Source organism: Agromyces binzhouensis, from assembly GCF_042672355.1.
GTDB lineage: Bacteria > Actinomycetota > Actinomycetes > Actinomycetales > Microbacteriaceae > Agromyces > Agromyces binzhouensis.
In genome coordinates this window covers 392,959-409,401 of the sequence record NZ_JBHXVJ010000003.1, presented here as the reverse complement: position 1 = coordinate 409,401, position 16,443 = coordinate 392,959, and the positions used below count along the sequence as shown (strand labels likewise).

Below are 16,443 nucleotides of genomic sequence, written 5' to 3'. Positions count from 1 at the left end.
TTGCCGACCTCAATGTTAGTGGCTAACATTATGTCGTGACCACGACCACCACCCCGACGCCGAGACGCCTCCGCACCCGCCAGCGCCTGATCGACCACGGGCTCGACCTCATCGAGCGGCAGGGGTACGACCAGACCTCCGCGGCGGAGATCGCGCGGGCTGCGGGCGTCACCGAGATGACCTTCTTCCGGCACTTCGCCACGAAGGAGCAGCTCGTGCTCGAGGACCCGTACGACCCGTTCCTCGCCGAGGGCATCGGCGACCAGCCGCGCGAGCTGCCGCCCCTGCACCGCGCGGCGCGCGGCATCCGCTCGGCCTGGCGGATGCTGCCCGAACCCGAGCAGCCGGAGATCCGGCGGCGGGTGCGGATCGCGGCGCGCACGCCCGCGCTGCGCGGCGCCATGTGGCGGAGCACCGGGAACACCGAGCAGGCGATCGCCGCCCGGCTCGAAGCCGACGGAGCATCCGCGTTCGAGGCCCGCGCCGCCGCATCGGCCGTGATCGCCGCGCTCGTCACCGGCCTCTACGCGTGGGCCGACGGCGAGGTCGACACCCTCGGCGCGGCCATCGAACGCGCCCTCGACGTCGTGGCGGGCGACGCATGAGCGCCGCGCCCCGGTTCGAGGCCCGCGGCGTCGCGCGTGCGTTCCGCGGCGGCGCGGGCGTGCACGGCATCGACCTCGACGTGGCGGCGGGCGAGATCCACGCGCTGGTCGGCCTGAACGGCGCGGGCAAGACGACGCTCATGCGCCTGCTCCTCGGCATGCTGCGGCCCGACTCGGGCGCGGTTCGCGTGCGCGGCGTCGACGTCACCCGAGCGGATGCCTCGACCTGGGCGCGCGTCGGCCACCTCGTCGAGCACCCGCTCGCCTACGCCGAGCTCACCGGCCGCGCCAACCTCGAGGTCGCGGCGCGCCTGCACGGGCTCGACCGGGCGGCCGTGGCCGCCGCCGTCGACCGGGCGCTCGACGAGTTCGACCTCGGGCGATACGCGGGCGTGCGCGCGGTCCGGCTCTCGCTCGGCAACCGGCAGCGCGTCGGTCTCGCGGGCGCGTTGCTGCACGGGCCCGAGGCGATCGTGCTCGACGAGCCGACGAACGGGCTCGACCCGGCCGGCGTCATCGTGCTGCGCGAGTCGCTGCTGCGGCGGGCCGCCGCCGGTGCCGGCATCCTCGTCTCGAGCCACCACCTCGACGAGGTCGCCCGCGTCGCCGACCGGATCACGGTCGTCAACGACGGGCGGGTCATCGGGTCGCTCGACCCGGGCGGCTTCGACCTCGAGCGCGCGTTCTTCGCGCTCGTGCACGACGACGACGAGACCCGGAGGGCCGCCGCATGAGCGGAGCGGGGCTCGGCGCGGCGGTCGCGGTCGAGGGGCGCAAGGCGATCGCCTCCCGCGTGATGGCCTCGACCACGGTGCTCCTCGTCGTCGGCGTGGGCGTGCTCGCGCTCGGGATGCTGCTCGCCGCGGCATCCGGCGACGCACAGGTGCTCGCCAAGCTCGGTCCGCTCGCGGGCGTGCCCGGCTGGGCCGGCCTCGTCGGCGTCGTGCTGCAGATCACGGCGGCGGCCGGCGTGCTCGCGTTCGGCGTGGCCCTCAGCTGGATGTTCGGCCGCGAGTTCGCCGACGGCACCGCCGCGGCGCTCTTCGCCCTCCCGGTGTCGCGCCCGGCGATCGCGCTCGGCAAGCTCGTGGTCTACCTCGCCTGGTCGGTGGCGGTCGCCGTCGCCCTCACCGGCGTCGTCGCGACCGTGGGCGTCGCGATGGGCTACGGCACGACGGATGCCGCCGGCGTCGCCGCGCTCGCGCGGATCCCCGTGCTCGTGGTGCTCTCCGCGCTCATCGCCGTGCCCGCCGCGTGGGTCGCGACGATCGGGCGCGGACTGCTGCCCGGCATCGCCGCGACGGTCGGCATCATCGTGGTCGCGCAGGTCTCGGCGATCGCGGATGTCGGGGCGTGGGTGCCGTTCGTCGCGCCCGCGCTCTGGGCGATCGCGCCCGAGTCGGTGCCGGCCGCGGCGCTGCTGACCGTGCCGACGGTGCCGCTCGCGTTCGGCGCGCTGTGCGCGCTCACATGGTCGCGGCTGCAGTTGGACCGCTGAGGGGCGTCGGCGCCGCCGTGCCGCAGGGTTCGAGCACGCCGCGTTCGAGCCCGCACGGGGCCGCCCGAACTTGACCGGGCCCCCGCCGCCGGTCACGCTGGACCGCATGCCCCACCAGCATCCGCTCCACGCCGACGTCGACGTCCCGTGCCTCTGCTGCGGGAGCGTGCAGCGGTTCCGGTTCGCCTCGGCGTCCGACCAGGTGGTGTGCGGGCACTGCCGCTCGCACCTCGGCCCCGAGCGGGCGGAGCAGCGCGACCGCGAGCACATCGCGCTCTGGCGCGGCATCCTCGAGGCGCACGATCGTGACGCGCGGGCGGCGTCCGACGCGGCGACGGAGGCCGCCGCCGAGGCGGCCGAGACGGTCGCCCGGCTCACCGCCGAGCGCGACCAGTTGCGCGCCGGAGCCCTCGACGGCACGACCGAGGCCGGTGCCGCCCTCGGCGAGCAGCTCAGGGACGACCGTGTGCGTCGCGCCGAGCGGGCGACGCAGCTCACCGCGAAGCGGGTCGACACGGCGATGGTGGCGCTGTGGCGGCTGCAGGCGTTCCACCACCCCGACCCGCGGAAGCAGGGAACGTGCACGTGCGGACGTTCGCTGCCGGCGTGCGGCGAGAGCCGGATCCTCGAGGGCGTGCGCCAGGAGATGCTCGACTGGGAGCGACGCAACCTCGAGCTGCTCCGGGCGGGCAAGCGCCACGGCCTGCCGCCCGAGCATCCCGAGGTCGGCGGCGGGGCTGCGGGCGCGCGCTGAGGTGGGTGTCGTCGGTATCCGCGGGTGCGGGGCGGCGGCGACCCGCCGAAGCCGACGACGATCCTCGGCGGGGCGACCGCTCCGGGGGTCAGGCGCGCGGCGCGCCCGCCGGCACGCGGAGCCCGTCGAGCGCGACCGCGACGACGTCGTCGGCCAGCCGCGCGGCATCCTCGCGCCCGCCGGGCCGGTACCACTCGACGATCGAGTTGATCATGCCGAACAGCAGTCGCTCGACGATGCGCACGTCGATGTCGGAGCGCAGCGAGCCCTCGGCCTGCGCCTCGGCCACGAGCGCGGTCACGCGCTTGTCGAACGCGCGCCGGCGGGCGAGCGCGCTCCGCTCGACATCGGTGTTGCCGCGGACGCGCAGCAGCAGGGTCACGTAGGGCAGTCGGTCGACGAGCACGCGAACCGCGCCGCGGAGCACGCCGTCGAGCCGGTCGGCGGCGCTGCCCCCCGCGGCCTCGGTCGCGTCGAGCACGCCCTCGAGCGAGGAGAGCGCCTGGTCGAGAGCGCGCTCGAGGATCTCGTCCTTCGAGCTGAAGTGGTGGTAGATCGCCGACTTCGAGAGGCCGAGCCGGTCGGCGAGCACGCCCATCGAGGTCGCGTCGTAGCCGTACTCGTTGAAGGCGGCGACGGCGACCTCGAGGATGCCCTGCTGGTCGTACCCGGGGCGGCCTCGTCGGAGCGTCGTGTTCGGTGACATCCGCTTCAGTCTGTCACCCCGGCCATGGCCCGCATCAGCGCGGCTCGCGCAGGTCGTACACGCGCTTGTACTTGCCCTCGCTGCGCGGGAGCGTGCCGGGCTCCTCGAGGCGCACGGACACCGACGAGCCGATGAACTCCTTGATGCGCCCTGCGAGCACGACGGTCGCCGCGCGGCACGCCTCGACCTCGAGGTCGGGGTGGCGCTCGATGCGGACCGTGAGGTCGTCCATGTGGCCGGTGCGCGTGAGCTCGAGGATGAAGTGCGGCGTCAGGTGCTCGATGCCGAGCACGAGCTCCTCGATCTGGGTCGGGAAGAGGTTCACGCCGCGCAGGATGATCATGTCGTCGTTGCGGCCGGTGATCTTCTCCATGCGTCGCATGCCCGGGCGGGCCGTGCCAGGCAGCAGGCGGGTCAGGTCGCGGGTGCGGTAGCGGATGACCGGGAAGGCCTCCTTCGTCAGCGACGTGAAGACGAGCTCGCCCATCTCGCCGTCGGCGAGCTGCTCGCCGGTCTCGCCGTCGATGACCTCGGGCAGGAAGTGGTCCTCCCAGAGGTGCGGGCCGTCCTTGGTCTCGACGCACTCGTTCGCGACGCCGGGGCCCATGACCTCGCTGAGGCCGAAGATGTCGACCGCGTCGATGCCCATGCGCTCCTCGATGCGGCGGCGCATCTCGTTGGTCCACGGCTCGGCGCCCAGGATCGCGACCTTGAGCGAGGTCGAGCGCGGGTCGATCCCGGCCTCCTCCATCGCGTCGGCGATCGTCAGGAGGTAGCTCGGCGTGCACATGATGGCGTCGGGCTCGAAGTCGCGGATGAGCTGGACCTGGCGGGCGGTCTGGCCGCCCGACATGGGGATGACGGTCGCGCCGAGCTTCTCGATGCCCGCGTGCGCGCCGAGCCCGCCCGTGAACAGCCCGTAGCCGTAGGCGTTGTGCACCTTCATCCCGGGGCGGACGCCGCTCGCACGGAGGCAGCGGGCGACGAGCGTCGCCCAGCGGTCGAGGTCGCCGTGCGTGTAGCCGACGACCGTGGGCCGACCGGTCGTGCCCGAGGAGGCGTGGATGCGCGCGACCTGCTCCATGGGCACGGCGAACATGCCGAACGGGTAGGTCTCGCGCAGGTCGGCCTTGGTCGTGAAGGGGAGCTTCGCGACATCCGTCAGGGTCTGGATGTCGTCGGGGTGCACGCCGTGCTCGTCGAACTTGCGGCGGTAGAGCGGCACGTTCTCGTAGGCGTGGCGCACGGTCCACTGCAGCCGCTCGAGCTGGAGCGCCTCGATCTCGGCGCGGCTCATGCGCTCCTCGGGGTCGAGCTCGTCGCGGGCGGCGGGCGAGAGGCCCGACACGATGGGGGACTGCGGAAGGGTCGTCGTCGACACGGTGGCTCCCGGGGGTCAGATGGTTCGGTTGGTGGAGATCGAGCGGCCGCGGAACTCGGCGACGGCGTCGCCCTGCTCGTCGACGACCGTCACGTCGTAGAGGCCGGTGCGGCCGCTGCGGGCGCGTCGCACCGCGGTGGCGGTGAGCGTCTGCCCTGCGACGGTGGACTTCAGGAAGGTGATGTCGGCGCCCGCTGCGACGGTGACGCGGTGGTCCTCGTTGCAGGCGATCGCGAAGGCCGTGTCGGCCAACGTGAAGACGAGCCCGCCGTGGGTGATGGCGAACCCGTTGGTCATGTCCTCCCGCACGCGCATCGACACGACCGCGTGGCCGGGGTCGTCGCGTTCGACGACCATGCCGAGCATCGCCGAGGCGAGGTCGCGCTGCATCATCTCGCGGTTGAGGCGATCGGATGCCGCGGCATCCGCCTGCTCGTCGGCGGTCCGGCCGGCGTCCTGGCGTTCGGTCGCGACATCCGTCATGCGCTGCTCCTCATCGAGTGCGGGGAAGTCGCCGGCGGCCCTGATTGCCCCGGCGCAGATCCTCAGCATATACTAACTGAACGATCGGTTGGTAAAGTGTCCTCACCCGCCGCCGGTCCCGAGAGCATTGGAGTCGACGATGACCGCACCCGCCGAGCTGAGCGTGGCCAGCATCGATGAGCACCGTGACGTCGAGGCGCAGGCGCGCTTCGACGACCTCATCGCGCAGGACTCGCGCATCGAACCGCGCGACTGGATGCCCGACGCCTACCGCAAGACGCTGATCCGGCAGATCAGCCAGCACGCGCACTCCGAGATCATCGGCATGCAGCCCGAGTCCAACTGGATCTCTCGCGCGCCGAGCCTCAAGCGCAAGGCCATCCTCATGGCCAAGGTGCAGGACGAAGCCGGCCACGGCCTCTACCTGTACTCGGCCGCGCAGACGCTCGGCATCGGGCGCGAGGAGATGATGCAGCAGCTCATCGAGGGCCGCGCGCGCTACTCCTCGATCTTCAACTACACGACCCCGACCTGGGCCGACATGGGCGCCATCGGCTGGCTCGTCGACGGCGCCGCGATCTGCAACCAGGTGCCGCTGTGCCGTGCGTCGTACGGGCCCTACGGCCGCGCCATGGTCCGCATCTGCAAGGAGGAGTCCTTCCACCAGCGGCAGGGCTTCGAGATCCTGCTCGAGCTCATGCAGGGCACCGAGGAGCAGAAGCGGATGGCGCAGGACTCCGTGGACCGCTGGTACTGGCCGAGCCTCATGATGTTCGGCCCGCCCGACGACGAGTCGCCGAACTCGGCGCAGTCGATGGCGTGGAACATCAAGCGGTTCTCCAACGACGACCTGCGCCAGCGCTTCGTCGGCATGCTCGTGCCGCAGGCCGAGGTGCTCGGCGTGACGCTGCCCGACCCGAACCTGAAGTGGAACGAGGAGCGCCAGGCCTACGACATGAGCGAGATCGACTGGGACGAGTTCCACGAGGTGCTCGCCGGCCGCGGACCGGCGAACGCCGAGCGGCTCCGCCGCCGCCGCGAGGCCCACGAGGACGGCGCGTGGGTCCGCGAGGCCGCCGCCGAGTACGCCCGCAAGCAGGCCGCGAAGGCGGCGACCGCCGCCTGACGGGCGGCACCACCACTGGACCCCCGATCCGCGACGGAGCGGACCGAGACGAGGAGACGAGATGAGCACCCCCGGCGAGACCGGCACCGAGGCCTGGCCCCTGTGGGAGGTCTTCGTGCGCGCCAACCGCGGCCTGAGCCACGTGCACGTGGGATCGCTGCACGCACCCGACGCCGACATGGCCGTGCGGAACGCCCGCGACCTGTACACCCGACGCAACGAGGGCGTGTCGATCTGGGTCGTGCCCGCCGACGCCGTCACGACGAGCGACCCCGACGCCAAGGGCGCGTTCTTCGAGAGCCCCGCGGGCAAGAACTACCGCCACGCGGTCTACTACACGAAGTCCGAAGGGGTGAAGCACCTGTGAGCGGCGACCTCGATCCGCACGGCGACGTCACGGTCGACCGCGTCGCGCTCGCCGAGGAGCTCGCCGGCGAGTCGGCCGGCGCGGGCCGCGCGGCATCCGCCGATGTCGCCGCGTACGCGCTCGGCCTCGGCGACGACTCGCTCGTGCTCGCGCAGCGGCTCGGCGACTGGATCACGCGGGCACCCGAGCTCGAGGAGGACGTCGCGCTCGGCAACATCGCGCTCGACCTGCTCGGCCACGCGCGCTCGCTGCTGCACTACGCGGGCACGCACGACGGCCGCAGCGAGGACGACCTCGCCTACTTCCGCGACGAGCCCGACTTCCGCAACGCCTGGTTGTTCGAGCAGCCCAACGGCGACTTCGCGCACACCATCGCGCGGCAGCTGGTCGCCTCGACGTACCTCGTCGAGCTCTACCGGCACCTCGAGTCCTCGACGGATGCCACGCTCGCGGCGATCGCCGCGAAGGCGTCGAAGGAGGTCGACTACCACCGCGACCACGCCATCCAGTGGACGCTCCGTCTCGCGGGCGGCACCGACGAGTCGCGTCGCCGCATGGTGCGCGCCGTCGAGCAGACCTGGCCCTACGTCGAGGAGCTGTTCCGCGACGACGCCGTGGTCGCGAGGCTCGCCGACGAGGGCGTCGCGCCGCTGCCGTCGTCGCTGCGCGACGCGTTCGACGCCGTGATCGACCAGGTGTTCGCCGAGGCCGGCCTCGCCCGGCCCGAGGGCCGCACGGCGTTCGTCGTCGACGGCCGCGGTCGTGAGGGCGAGCACACCGAGCACCTCGGTCCGATGCTCGCCGAGATGCAGGTGCTCGCGCGAGCGCACCCGGGGGCATCGTGGTGACCGCGGCCGAGACGCGGCCCGGCGCTGGCGTCGAGGCGGATGCCGCGGCATCCGTCGCCCGACCCGTGCCGAGCGACCCCGCCGCACGCGCCGCGTGGGACGTCGCCGCGACGGTGACCGACCCCGAGGTGCCCGTGCTCACCATCGAGGACCTGGGCGTGCTCCGCTCGGTCGCCGTCGACGACGACGGCGCCGTCCACGTCGAGCTCACGCCCACGTACAGCGGATGCCCCGCGATGGACGCCATGCGCGACGACGTCGTGCTCGCGCTCACGCACGCCGGCTACGACGAGGTCGACGTGCGCATGGTGCTCGCGCCCGCGTGGACCACCGACTGGATGAGCGAGGCCGGAAAGGACAAGCTCCGGAAGTACGGCATCCAGGCGCCGAGCGGGAACGCGCCCGTCCGCGATGCCGGGCCGATCCGCCTGCAGCTGGCGGTCAAGTGCCCGCGCTGCGACTCCCTCAACACCCGCGAACTCGCCCGCTTCGGCTCGACGTCGTGCAAGGCGCTCTACGAGTGCCGCGACTGCCTCGAGCCCTTCGACTACTTCAAGGTGCTCTGATGGCCGCGATCAACCTGGGCTCCACGGGAGCCCCGCCCGCCGTGTCCGGCTCGCTCGCGACGGATGCCGCGATCGCCGACGCGTTCCTCGCGAGCGCGGTCGGCGGCGACACCGCGCCGAAGCGCCGGCGCGCCCGCTTCCACTCGCTCGAGGTCGCCGAGGTGCGGTCGCTGACCGACGACTCGGTCGAGGTGACCTTCGCGGTGCCCGACGAGCTCGCCGACGACTACGCCTACCTGCCCGGCCAGTACGTCGCGCTGCGGCGCGACTTCGACGGGCACGAGCTCCGCCGGTCGTACTCGATCTGCCGGCCGCCCGTGCGGGGCAGCGTCTCGGTCGCGATCAAGCGCGACCTCGGCGGGCGGTTCTCCACGTGGGCGAACACCGAGCTCGCCGCGGGGGACCGCATCGACGTGATGAGCCCGCAGGGCACGTTCACCTCGGGGCTCGACTCCCTCGACGGCAAGCACGTCGTCGGCATCGCGGCCGGTTCGGGCATCACGCCGCTCATGGCGCTCGCACACACCGTGCTCGCCCGCTCCGACGACGCGCGCTTCACGCTCGTGTACACGAACCGGTCGACGCGCGACGTGATGTTCCTCGAGGAGCTCGCCGAGCTCAAGGACCGCTACCCGTCCCGGCTCGCGCTGCACCACGTGCTCTCGCGCGAGCAGCGCACCGCCCCGCTGCTCTCGGGCCGCATCGACGCCGAGAAGCTCGAGCGCATGCTCGACGCGCTCATCCCGCCTGCGACGGTCGACGAGTGGTTCCTGTGCGGGCCGTTCGAACTCGTGCAGCTCGCACGGGACACGCTCGAGGCCCGCGACGTGCCCGCCGGCCGGGTCCGGTACGAGCTGTTCACGACCGACGCCGACCGGGCGACCGAGCCGCGGCACGGCCGACCCGTCACCGTCGAGCGCGGCGAGCCGACCGTGGCGATCGAGTTCACGCTCGACGGGCTCTCGTCGAGCGTCGACAGCCCGGTCAGCGCCAACGAGTCGATCCTCAACGCGGCGCTCCGCGTGCGGTCCGACGTGCCGTTCGCCTGCGCGGGCGGCGTGTGCGGGACCTGCCGCGCGCGGGTCGTCGACGGCAGCGTGAACATGACCGAGAACTACGCCCTCGAACCCGAGGAGCTCGAGCGCGGGTACGTGCTCACCTGCCAGTCGCACGCCACGTCCGACCGCGTCGTGGTCGACTACGACGTGTGAGGACGATGAGAGGAACGCGATGATCGAGCTCGAGATCCGCGACGGCGTCGCCGAGATCACCCTGAACGCCCCCGCGAAGCTCAACGCGCTCGGCGAGGCCGCGCTCGCCGAGCTCGGCGAGGCCTACGACCAGGCCGAGTTCACGGGCGTGCGCGCGCTCGTGATTCGCGGCGAGGGCCGGGCGTTCTGCGCCGGGCGCGACATCGCGGGCGTCGACCCCCGCGACGACGACGTGCAGGGCTACCTCGGCGGCCGGGTCGAGCCGCTGCTGAAGCGGATGTCCCGTTTCCCGGCCCCCACGTTCGCGGTCGCGCACGGGGCGTGCCTCGGCGTCGGCCTCGGCCTGCTCATCGCCAGCGACATCGTGTACGTCGCCGACACCGCGAAGATCGGCTCGCCGTTCAAGAACCTCGGCGCGACCCTCGACTCGGGCGGCCACGCGCTCTTCGTCGAGCGGCTCGGCGCGCACCGGACGATGGACCTGATCGTCACGGGCCGTCTGATGTCGGGCGCCGAGGCGGTCGCCGCGGGCCTCTTCTCGCAGGTGTTCCCGGCCGACGAGGTGCTCGAGGCGACGCGTGCCGCCGCGCACGAGGCGGCCTCCGGCCCGACCCAGGCGTTCATCGCGTCGAAGCGGCTCGTCGCCGACCTGCGCGACCACCGCCACGGGCTCTGGGCGTCGATGTCCGACGAGAACCGCGCGCAGGCCGCGCTCTGCGACACCGACGACTACCGCGAGGGCTTCGCGGCGTTCCAGGAGAAGCGCACGCCGCAGTTCACGGGGCGGGGCTGAGCCTCAGGCCGCGACGCGCGCGAGGTCGGCGATCGCCGACGGCGTCCACCTCGGGCGCGCGCCCGTGAGCGCCGCGAGGTACCTCCCGACGACGGCCGGCGGCCAGCCCCTCGACTCGCGAAGGCCCGCCGCCATCGTCCGCAGGTAGGCGGCGGACGGCGCGGCGACATCGCGTTCGTGGTCGGCGGCGAGCGTGACCAGCGGGATGCCGCGCCGAGCCCCGACGCGGACCAGCGTGCGGTAGCGGCCCGGCCCCAGGTGCAGCCGCCCGGTCGCCGGATGCATCCGGTCGAGGTCGAGGCCGTCCTCGACCGGGGTCCGCGTCTCCTGCGCGACCACGTCGGCGAGCTGGCCCACCGTGAGCAGGTACGCCCGCCCCGCGACGCTGCCGCGGACGTGCGGGTCGTACGTCGCCATCCCGCCGCCCCACACCCGGGAGCGGCCGCCGAAGTAGACCGCGCCCGGAAGGTCGACGGGTGCGTCCGCCGCCGGCTCCGTGCGATCCCGGCAGCCGACGTAGGTCCGCGCCCCGCCCTCCGGACGCCCGCCTGCGACGTAGCAGCGGAAGCGCGCGGAGCTCAGGTTCGAGCCGTAGGCGACGTACCAGACGCGATCCACCGGGCCTCCGATCAGTCGGGCAGCGCGAGCGGCCGACTCGCCGCGCGGGCCTCGTCGAGCAGCACGCGCGACGCGCGCTCGTAGAGCTCGGACGCATGCTCGGCCGAATCGCCGACCGCGGTCATGCCGACCCGGCCGTGCTCGGTGATCGAGCTGATCATGTGGAAGACGATACCGGCCCGGCTCGACGGGTCGAAGTGCAGTCCGTGCCGGGCCACGACGTCGAACAGGTCCCCGACCGACAGGGCGCGCAGGTCGTGCGCCTCCAGGTGATCGGTGGCGACGAGGTGCTTCTCCACGCCGTCGGGCGTGAGGAAACGGCCGGAATCGGCGTCGTAGCGTCCGTCCGTCAGGAACTGCAGGGTGAGGAACGGATGCGTCGTGCCGCCCTTGCGCAGGTTGAGCTCGATCGCGTACGCCGACCACCGCCCCGCGGCATCCGGGCTGACCACGAAGTCGACGGCGAAGCGACCGAGCACGCCCTCTGCGGCGAGCCGCTCGCCGACCGTCATCGCCGCCTCGCTGATGAGACGCGAGTACGCCGGATCGGCCGGGAACCGGCAGCCGAGGTAGCTCTGGCCGGACGGCCCGCCGAGCAGTTGGTCGTGCGTTGAGAGGAGCTCCACCGCACCGCCCGGCAGGGTCCGGAGCTGCACGCTCGGGCTCAGCAGGTCCTCGCCGACGATCCGCTCCTCCACGATCCCGCCGTCGGCGACGAGCTTCGCGACGTACGCGTCGAACGGCGTCTCCGGCAGCTCGAACCGCATGCCGCGCACCCGCTCCCAGATCGCGGCCCGACGAACGGGCTCCGGAAGGTCGCCGACGCCGCCCAGGTCGACGAGCGCGTTGCCCGCCCCGGAGACGCCCTCGTTGAGCTTCACGATGACCTGCTCGGGCGAGGGGTGCTCGCCCATGAGGCCCGCGATCGCGTCCACGACCTCGTCGAGGCCGTGCAGGTCCTCGGCGCCGCGCGGATGCGGGATGCCGACGGCGCCGAAGATGCGGCGGCAGCCGGTCTTGCTGCCGAGTGCCGACAGGCGGGGGTCCGCGCCGTACATCGGGATGCCGAGCGTCAGCGCCAGGTCGCGCTCGAGCTCGGTCGTGTTGTACGGGATGAGGTGGCTGCGCGTCCGATCGGGGATGTGCTCGGCGATCCTCGCGAGCAGCGCCGGTCGTTCGAGCAGCTTCGCCGTGAGCGGGCGCGGGCTCGAGTCGCCGACCGGGACCAGCGTCAGCCTGGCGAGGGCATGACTCGGGATCACGCCCGGAAGCAGCGCGAGGTAGTACTCGATGATCCTGGGGTCGATGGGCGTCGAGGTGACGTAGACCATCCGCAGGCGCGGCTGGCGCAGGAGCAGGAGGAGGAACAGGTAGCGTTCCTCGAAGGCCTGCGCAAGGCTTCCCGCCCGCTCGACCGTCGGGCTCAGCGAGACGGATGGCACGACGACGACCGATTCGCCGTCGAGGTCGAGCCGCATCGCGTCCCACACGGCCGCCATGCGTTCCTGCAGCATCGCGAAGCGCGCGTTCCGCGCATCCTCGTCGAGCTCGGCCAGGGTGACCCGCCGGCCGTCGACGTCCGGCGCCGCGACCGCTGTTCCCCTCGTGGTGGTCATGGGCCCGTCCTCGATTCCGCCGAATCCGGTCGCGCTGCGGATGCCGTCGTCGTCGCGATCCCCGACACCGCGAACGCGTGGACCGGTCGGCTGAACCCTTTGAGGTCGAGCTCGCCGATCGGCTCGCCGTCAGCGAGCCCCTCCGTCGCGGCGAACACTCGCTGCGCCACGAGGATCTGGCCGGCGCGGGCGGCCGCGCACAGTCGGGCGGCGAGGTTCGTGACGCTGCCGATGGCCGCGTAGTCGGAGCGGCCGCTGAACCCGATGCGGCCGAGCGTCGCGTAGCCCTGCGCGATGCCGATGCCGAAGCCGAGGTCGTTGCCTCGCCGACGCCACGCCTCGGCGAGCTCGCCCACGCGATCGCGCATCTCGACGGCCATCGTGACCGCCCGCTGGGGTGCGTCGTCGCAGGGCAGCGGGTCGTTGAAGAACACCATCAGTCCGTCGCCCGTGAAGCGCTCGAGGGTGCCTTCGAAGCGATGGATGAGTTCGCCGAGCACGGCGTGGTACTCCGCGAGGACGCCCATCACCTCCTCCGGCTCGCTCGACTCGGCGAACGCGGTGAACCCGCGCAGGTCGCAGAACAGGACGACGATCTCCCGGCGGTGGCTGTCGAGGACGTGCTCCTGCTCGCCCGAGTCCATCACGAGGTCGACCACCTGCGGGGCGAGGAAGCGACGCAGCCGGTTGACGCGCTGGAGTTCGTCGACCTGCTCGCGCACGCGGGCCTCGAGCCGGGAGTTCCATTCGCTCAGCTCCGCCGCCTGTCGTTCGATCGTGTCGTGGTACCGCTTGACTCGCGCCAGGGAGGCGACGCGCGCGAGCAGTTCTCCCTGATCGAACGGCTTGCTCACGAAGTCGTCGGCGCCTGCCTCGATCGCCCGGCGCTTCTCCTGGTCGCCGCTCGCGGTGATCATGACGACCGGCAGGAACTCCAGCCCAGGGGTGCTCCGGATCCGGCGGCAGACCTCGTAGCCGTCGATGCCGGGCATGAGGATGTCGAGCAGCACGAGGTCGGCGCCCGATGCCGGCAGCAGGTCCAGCGCCTCCTCGCCGGAGGAGGCCGTGATCACGCGGTAGCCGCGAGGCGTCAGGACGGCGTCGAGCAGGCGGAGGTTCTGCGGCAGGTCGTCGACCGCGAGCACGGTGATCGGGTCATCGGCCATTCGCGCGGCCCCGCTCCAGGAAGTCCCCCACCTGCGACGGAAGTGCCGGGACGCTGATCGGCTTGCCGAGGTAGCCGTCGAAGCCCTCGCGCGACGTGCGCTCGCGGTCCTCCTTCATGGCGAACGCCGTGACCGCGACCACCGGCACCTCCTCCAGACGCGGATCCCGCCTCAGCCGGCGCAGCGCCTCATAGCCGTCGATGCCCGGCAACTGCAGGTCCATGAGCACGAGGTCCGGGTCGCAGGTGCCCGCCAAGTCGACCCCCTCCTCACCCGTGTGCGCCTCGACCACGTCGTAGCCGGATGCCGCCAGCACGTCGCGGACCAACTTGAGGTTCAGCGGGTTGTCCTCGACGACGAGGATGCGACGACCGCCCATCAGACCGCCCCCTCCCGTGGTGCGTCGATCCCGCCCGTGCTCGGGCGCGGGCCGTCGAAGGCGATCGCGCCGGCACGTCGCAGCGCGCCGACGAGCTGGTCGCGGCTGACGGGCTTGATCAGGTAGTCGTCGGCGCCGAGGGCGAGCCCGCGCGAACGCTCGTCGAGGATCGACACGACGATCACCGGGATCCGCGCCGTCGCCTCGTCCTCGCGCAGCCGGGACAGGACGTCCCATCCGCTCAGGCGGGGAAGCCGGATGTCGAGCAGGACGGCGGCCGGAGCGGTCGCCCGGACGCGCTCGATCCCCTCCTCCCCGTCGCGCGCGTGCACCACGCGGACGCCGAGGCCGTCGAGGTACGCCGTCATCAGGTCGAGCGACGCACGATCGTCGTCGATGACGACGATGGCCGGCAGGTGCCCCTGGTCGTCCGCGGGCGCGTGCTGCGCCCTGATCCCCCCGCTCAACGGCACCGTGAAGCCGAACGTGCTGCCCACCCCCACCTCCGACTCGAGCCACATCCTCCCGCCGAGCAGCGCGACGATCCGGCGGCAGAGCGTGAGCCCGAGGCCGGTGCCCTCCTCGCTCTGCGCTCCGCGACGACCCTGCTGGAACGACTCGAAGATCCGCTCTCGATCATCCGGCGGGATGCCGTTGCCGTCGTCGGCGACCGCGACCGCGAGGTCGTCGCCCTGGCGCCCGGCCGTCACCGCGATGCGGCCGCCGTCCGGGGTGAACTTCACGGCGTTGCTCAGCAGGTTGAGCAGCACCTGCTTGAACCGGAGCTCGTCGGAGTCGATGCCGTCGACGTCGGCAGCGATCTCGAGGGTGAGCGTGAGCCCGTGCATCGCCGCACGCTCGCGGACCATCGAGATCGCGTACTCAATGGCCGACCGGACCGAGAAACGGGACGTGGACAGCTCCATCTGCCCGGCCTCGACCTTGGAGAGGTCGAGGATGTCGTTGAGCAGCTGCAGCAGGTGGCGCCCGGAACTCAGGATGTCGCGCAGGTACTCGTCCTGGCGGTCATTGAGCTCGCCGAACATGCGCTCGAGCAGCACCTCCGAGAAGCCGATGACCGCGTTGAGGGGGGTCCGCAGCTCATGGGACATGCTCGCGAGGAACTCGGACTTGTGCTGGCTGACGACCTGGAGTTCGGCGGTCTTCGTCTCGAGCTCGCGGTAGAGCTGCGCGTTCCAGACCGCGAGCGCGGACTGGCTCGCGAAGGTCTCGAGGAACTCGATCGACTCGTCGGAGAACTCGCCGGGCGTGCGGCGACGCACGACGAGCGCGCCGATGATGCGGGTGCCGCGGAGTACGGGCACGGCGAGCACCGACCGCCATCCGTCGTCGAAGAGGATCTGCAGGTGCGGGTCGAGCGGGACCGCCGCGAGATCGGCGACCGCGATCGGATGTCCTTCGAGGGCTGCGCGGCCGACCAGGGTGGTGCCGAGGTCGACTCGGATCCCGCGGAGTCGGCGCAGGAGTTCATCGCTGCTCGCGTACGCGCTGCGAACCGAGAAGCTGCGCTCCTGCTCGATGTACTCCATGATCGAGCCGCCGTCGCATGCCGTGAACCGCACCGCGTTCATGATGATGTTCGAGAGCACCTCGTCGAGCACGAGGCTGGAGCTCACCGCCTCGCCGACCTCGCTCAAGGCCTCCAGCTGCTCGACGCGACGCGCGAGCTCGACGCCGCGCTCCTCGAGCTCGAGCACGAGGTGCACGTTCCGGACGACGATGGCGGCCTGCGCGGCGAACGCCTCGAGGAGCGCGATCGCGCGTTCGTCGAACGGCTCGACCTCGGTGCGGACCAGCGAGAGCGCTCCGACCGCCTCGTCGTCGAGGAGCATCGGGGCCGCCATGGTCGTCCGGAACTTCTCGATCTGCTGGACGTCCTGCCGGCCGTACTCCGGGTCGGTCAGCACGTCGGCGATCTGGGAGATCTCGCGATCGAGTGTGACGCGGCCGAGGAGGGTTCCGCGGTCGATGCGGAAGGGGTGCTCGCCGATCCGGCTGACGAACTCGGGCGAGAAGCCGACGGATGTCGCGAGGGTGAAGTGGTCGCCGTCGATGAGGTAGGCGGCGGCCGCTTCGGCCCGACACAGGCGCCGAGCGCTCTCGACGACGCTCTCGAGCACCGCGTCGGGATCGGAGGACGACCGGCCGAGCGCGGTGAGCACCTCGTTCATCGCGGCGAACTGCTCGGTGGCGTCGGTGTAGTCCTGCTGGAGGCTCCGGTAGTCCTCCTCGCTGATCCGACGATCCCGCTCGGTGATGCTGGCCTCCTTCGTCAGAGACCGTCCGCGGCAGTGCGACCCGGGCG

The 16,443-nt window shown here is 72.3% G+C and carries 18 protein-coding genes; 10 read left to right on the top strand and 8 right to left on the bottom strand.

The features are described 5' to 3' along the window. Positions 1-35 precede the first annotated feature (35 nt). The 4 genes from ACFVHK_RS07760 to ACFVHK_RS07745 all read left to right on the top strand — a co-directional run bounded on the left by ACFVHK_RS07760 (position 36) and on the right by ACFVHK_RS07745 (position 2,857). Positions 36-605, top strand: a complete 570-nt coding sequence (locus tag ACFVHK_RS07760; protein ID WP_376928301.1) for a TetR/AcrR family transcriptional regulator — start codon at positions 36-38, stop codon at positions 603-605. Beyond that, on the top strand, positions 602-1,339 hold the full coding sequence (locus ACFVHK_RS07755) for an ABC transporter ATP-binding protein (protein ID WP_376928300.1): 738 nt from the start codon (positions 602-604) through the stop codon (positions 1,337-1,339). The genes ACFVHK_RS07760 and ACFVHK_RS07755 overlap by 4 nt, the downstream gene beginning before the upstream one ends. Continuing rightward, complete coding sequence (locus ACFVHK_RS07750) at positions 1,336-2,103, top strand: ABC transporter permease (protein ID WP_376928299.1); 768 nt, start codon at positions 1,336-1,338, stop codon at positions 2,101-2,103. Before ACFVHK_RS07755 ends, ACFVHK_RS07750 begins: the two co-directional genes overlap by 4 nt. A 106-nt stretch (positions 2,104-2,209) precedes the next feature. Beyond that, positions 2,210-2,857: a hypothetical protein gene (locus ACFVHK_RS07745; protein ID WP_376928298.1), complete on the top strand. Its 648-nt coding sequence runs from the start codon at positions 2,210-2,212 to the stop codon at positions 2,855-2,857. 88 nt (positions 2,858-2,945) lie between these two features. Here ACFVHK_RS07745 and ACFVHK_RS07740 read toward each other — a convergent pair whose 3' ends face one another. From ACFVHK_RS07740 to paaI, 3 genes are read right to left on the bottom strand one after another with little or no spacing between them, the layout of a single operon-like run. Next, the gene (locus ACFVHK_RS07740) at positions 2,946-3,563 is read right to left on the bottom strand and encodes a TetR/AcrR family transcriptional regulator (RefSeq protein WP_376928297.1); all 618 of its coding nucleotides are present in this window, start codon (positions 3,561-3,563) and stop codon (positions 2,946-2,948) included. 34 nt (positions 3,564-3,597) lie between these two features. Beyond that, positions 3,598-4,944, bottom strand: coding sequence for a phenylacetate--CoA ligase PaaK (gene paaK, locus ACFVHK_RS07735; RefSeq protein WP_376928296.1), 1,347 nt, complete (start codon positions 4,942-4,944; stop codon positions 3,598-3,600). A gap of 15 nt (positions 4,945-4,959) precedes the next feature. After that, the gene (paaI, locus tag ACFVHK_RS07730) at positions 4,960-5,496 is read right to left on the bottom strand and encodes a hydroxyphenylacetyl-CoA thioesterase PaaI (protein ID WP_376928295.1); all 537 of its coding nucleotides are present in this window, start codon (positions 5,494-5,496) and stop codon (positions 4,960-4,962) included. A gap of 70 nt (positions 5,497-5,566) precedes the next feature. Here paaI and paaA point away from each other — a divergent pair, with 70 nt between their 5' ends. From paaA to ACFVHK_RS07700, 6 genes are all read left to right on the top strand, one after another. After that, on the top strand, positions 5,567-6,553 hold the full coding sequence (gene paaA / locus ACFVHK_RS07725) for a 1,2-phenylacetyl-CoA epoxidase subunit PaaA (protein ID WP_376928294.1): 987 nt from the start codon (positions 5,567-5,569) through the stop codon (positions 6,551-6,553). Between the two features lie 61 nt (positions 6,554-6,614). Beyond that, positions 6,615-6,920 carry a 1,2-phenylacetyl-CoA epoxidase subunit PaaB gene (paaB, locus tag ACFVHK_RS07720; protein WP_067948099.1) on the top strand — a complete coding sequence of 102 codons (306 nt, stop codon included), beginning with the start codon at positions 6,615-6,617 and terminating at the stop codon, positions 6,918-6,920. Beyond that, positions 6,917-7,768 (top strand): 1,2-phenylacetyl-CoA epoxidase subunit PaaC, encoded by an 852-nt coding sequence (gene paaC / locus ACFVHK_RS07715; protein ID WP_376928293.1) that lies wholly within the window; start codon positions 6,917-6,919, stop codon positions 7,766-7,768. The genes paaB and paaC overlap by 4 nt, the downstream gene beginning before the upstream one ends. 65 nt (positions 7,769-7,833) lie before the next feature. Then, positions 7,834-8,334 (top strand): 1,2-phenylacetyl-CoA epoxidase subunit PaaD, encoded by a 501-nt coding sequence (gene paaD, locus ACFVHK_RS07710; protein ID WP_242492402.1) that lies wholly within the window; start codon positions 7,834-7,836, stop codon positions 8,332-8,334. Next, positions 8,334-9,545 carry a 1,2-phenylacetyl-CoA epoxidase subunit PaaE gene (paaE, locus tag ACFVHK_RS07705; protein WP_376928292.1) on the top strand — a complete coding sequence of 404 codons (1,212 nt, stop codon included), beginning with the start codon at positions 8,334-8,336 and terminating at the stop codon, positions 9,543-9,545. The genes paaD and paaE overlap by 1 nt, the downstream gene beginning before the upstream one ends. A 19-nt stretch (positions 9,546-9,564) precedes the next feature. Continuing rightward, a complete protein-coding gene (locus ACFVHK_RS07700) occupies positions 9,565-10,338 on the top strand; it encodes an enoyl-CoA hydratase/isomerase family protein (RefSeq protein ID WP_376928291.1) in 774 nt (257 codons plus the stop codon). Positions 10,339-10,341: 3 nt separating this feature from the next. On the opposite strand, the gene ACFVHK_RS07695 is transcribed toward ACFVHK_RS07700, so the two are convergent. The 5 genes from ACFVHK_RS07695 to ACFVHK_RS07675 are packed head-to-tail and all read right to left on the bottom strand — an operon-like array spanning position 10,342 to position 16,309. Then, the gene (locus ACFVHK_RS07695) at positions 10,342-10,956 is read right to left on the bottom strand and encodes a histone deacetylase (protein ID WP_376928290.1); all 615 of its coding nucleotides are present in this window, start codon (positions 10,954-10,956) and stop codon (positions 10,342-10,344) included. 11 nt (positions 10,957-10,967) lie between these two features. Continuing rightward, positions 10,968-12,572: a peptide ligase PGM1-related protein gene (locus tag ACFVHK_RS07690; protein WP_376928289.1), complete on the bottom strand. Its 1,605-nt coding sequence runs from the start codon at positions 12,570-12,572 to the stop codon at positions 10,968-10,970. After that, entirely contained in the window at positions 12,569-13,738 is a 1,170-nt protein-coding gene (locus ACFVHK_RS07685) for a response regulator (protein ID WP_376928288.1), read from the bottom strand. The genes ACFVHK_RS07690 and ACFVHK_RS07685 overlap by 4 nt, the downstream gene beginning before the upstream one ends. Further along, entirely contained in the window at positions 13,728-14,117 is a 390-nt protein-coding gene (locus ACFVHK_RS07680) for a response regulator (RefSeq protein WP_376928287.1), read from the bottom strand. Before ACFVHK_RS07680 ends, ACFVHK_RS07685 begins: the two co-directional genes overlap by 11 nt. Next, positions 14,117-16,309, bottom strand: coding sequence for a hybrid sensor histidine kinase/response regulator (locus ACFVHK_RS07675; RefSeq protein ID WP_376928286.1), 2,193 nt, complete (start codon positions 16,307-16,309; stop codon positions 14,117-14,119). The genes ACFVHK_RS07680 and ACFVHK_RS07675 overlap by 1 nt, the downstream gene beginning before the upstream one ends. Between the last annotated feature and the right edge of the window lie 134 nt (positions 16,310-16,443).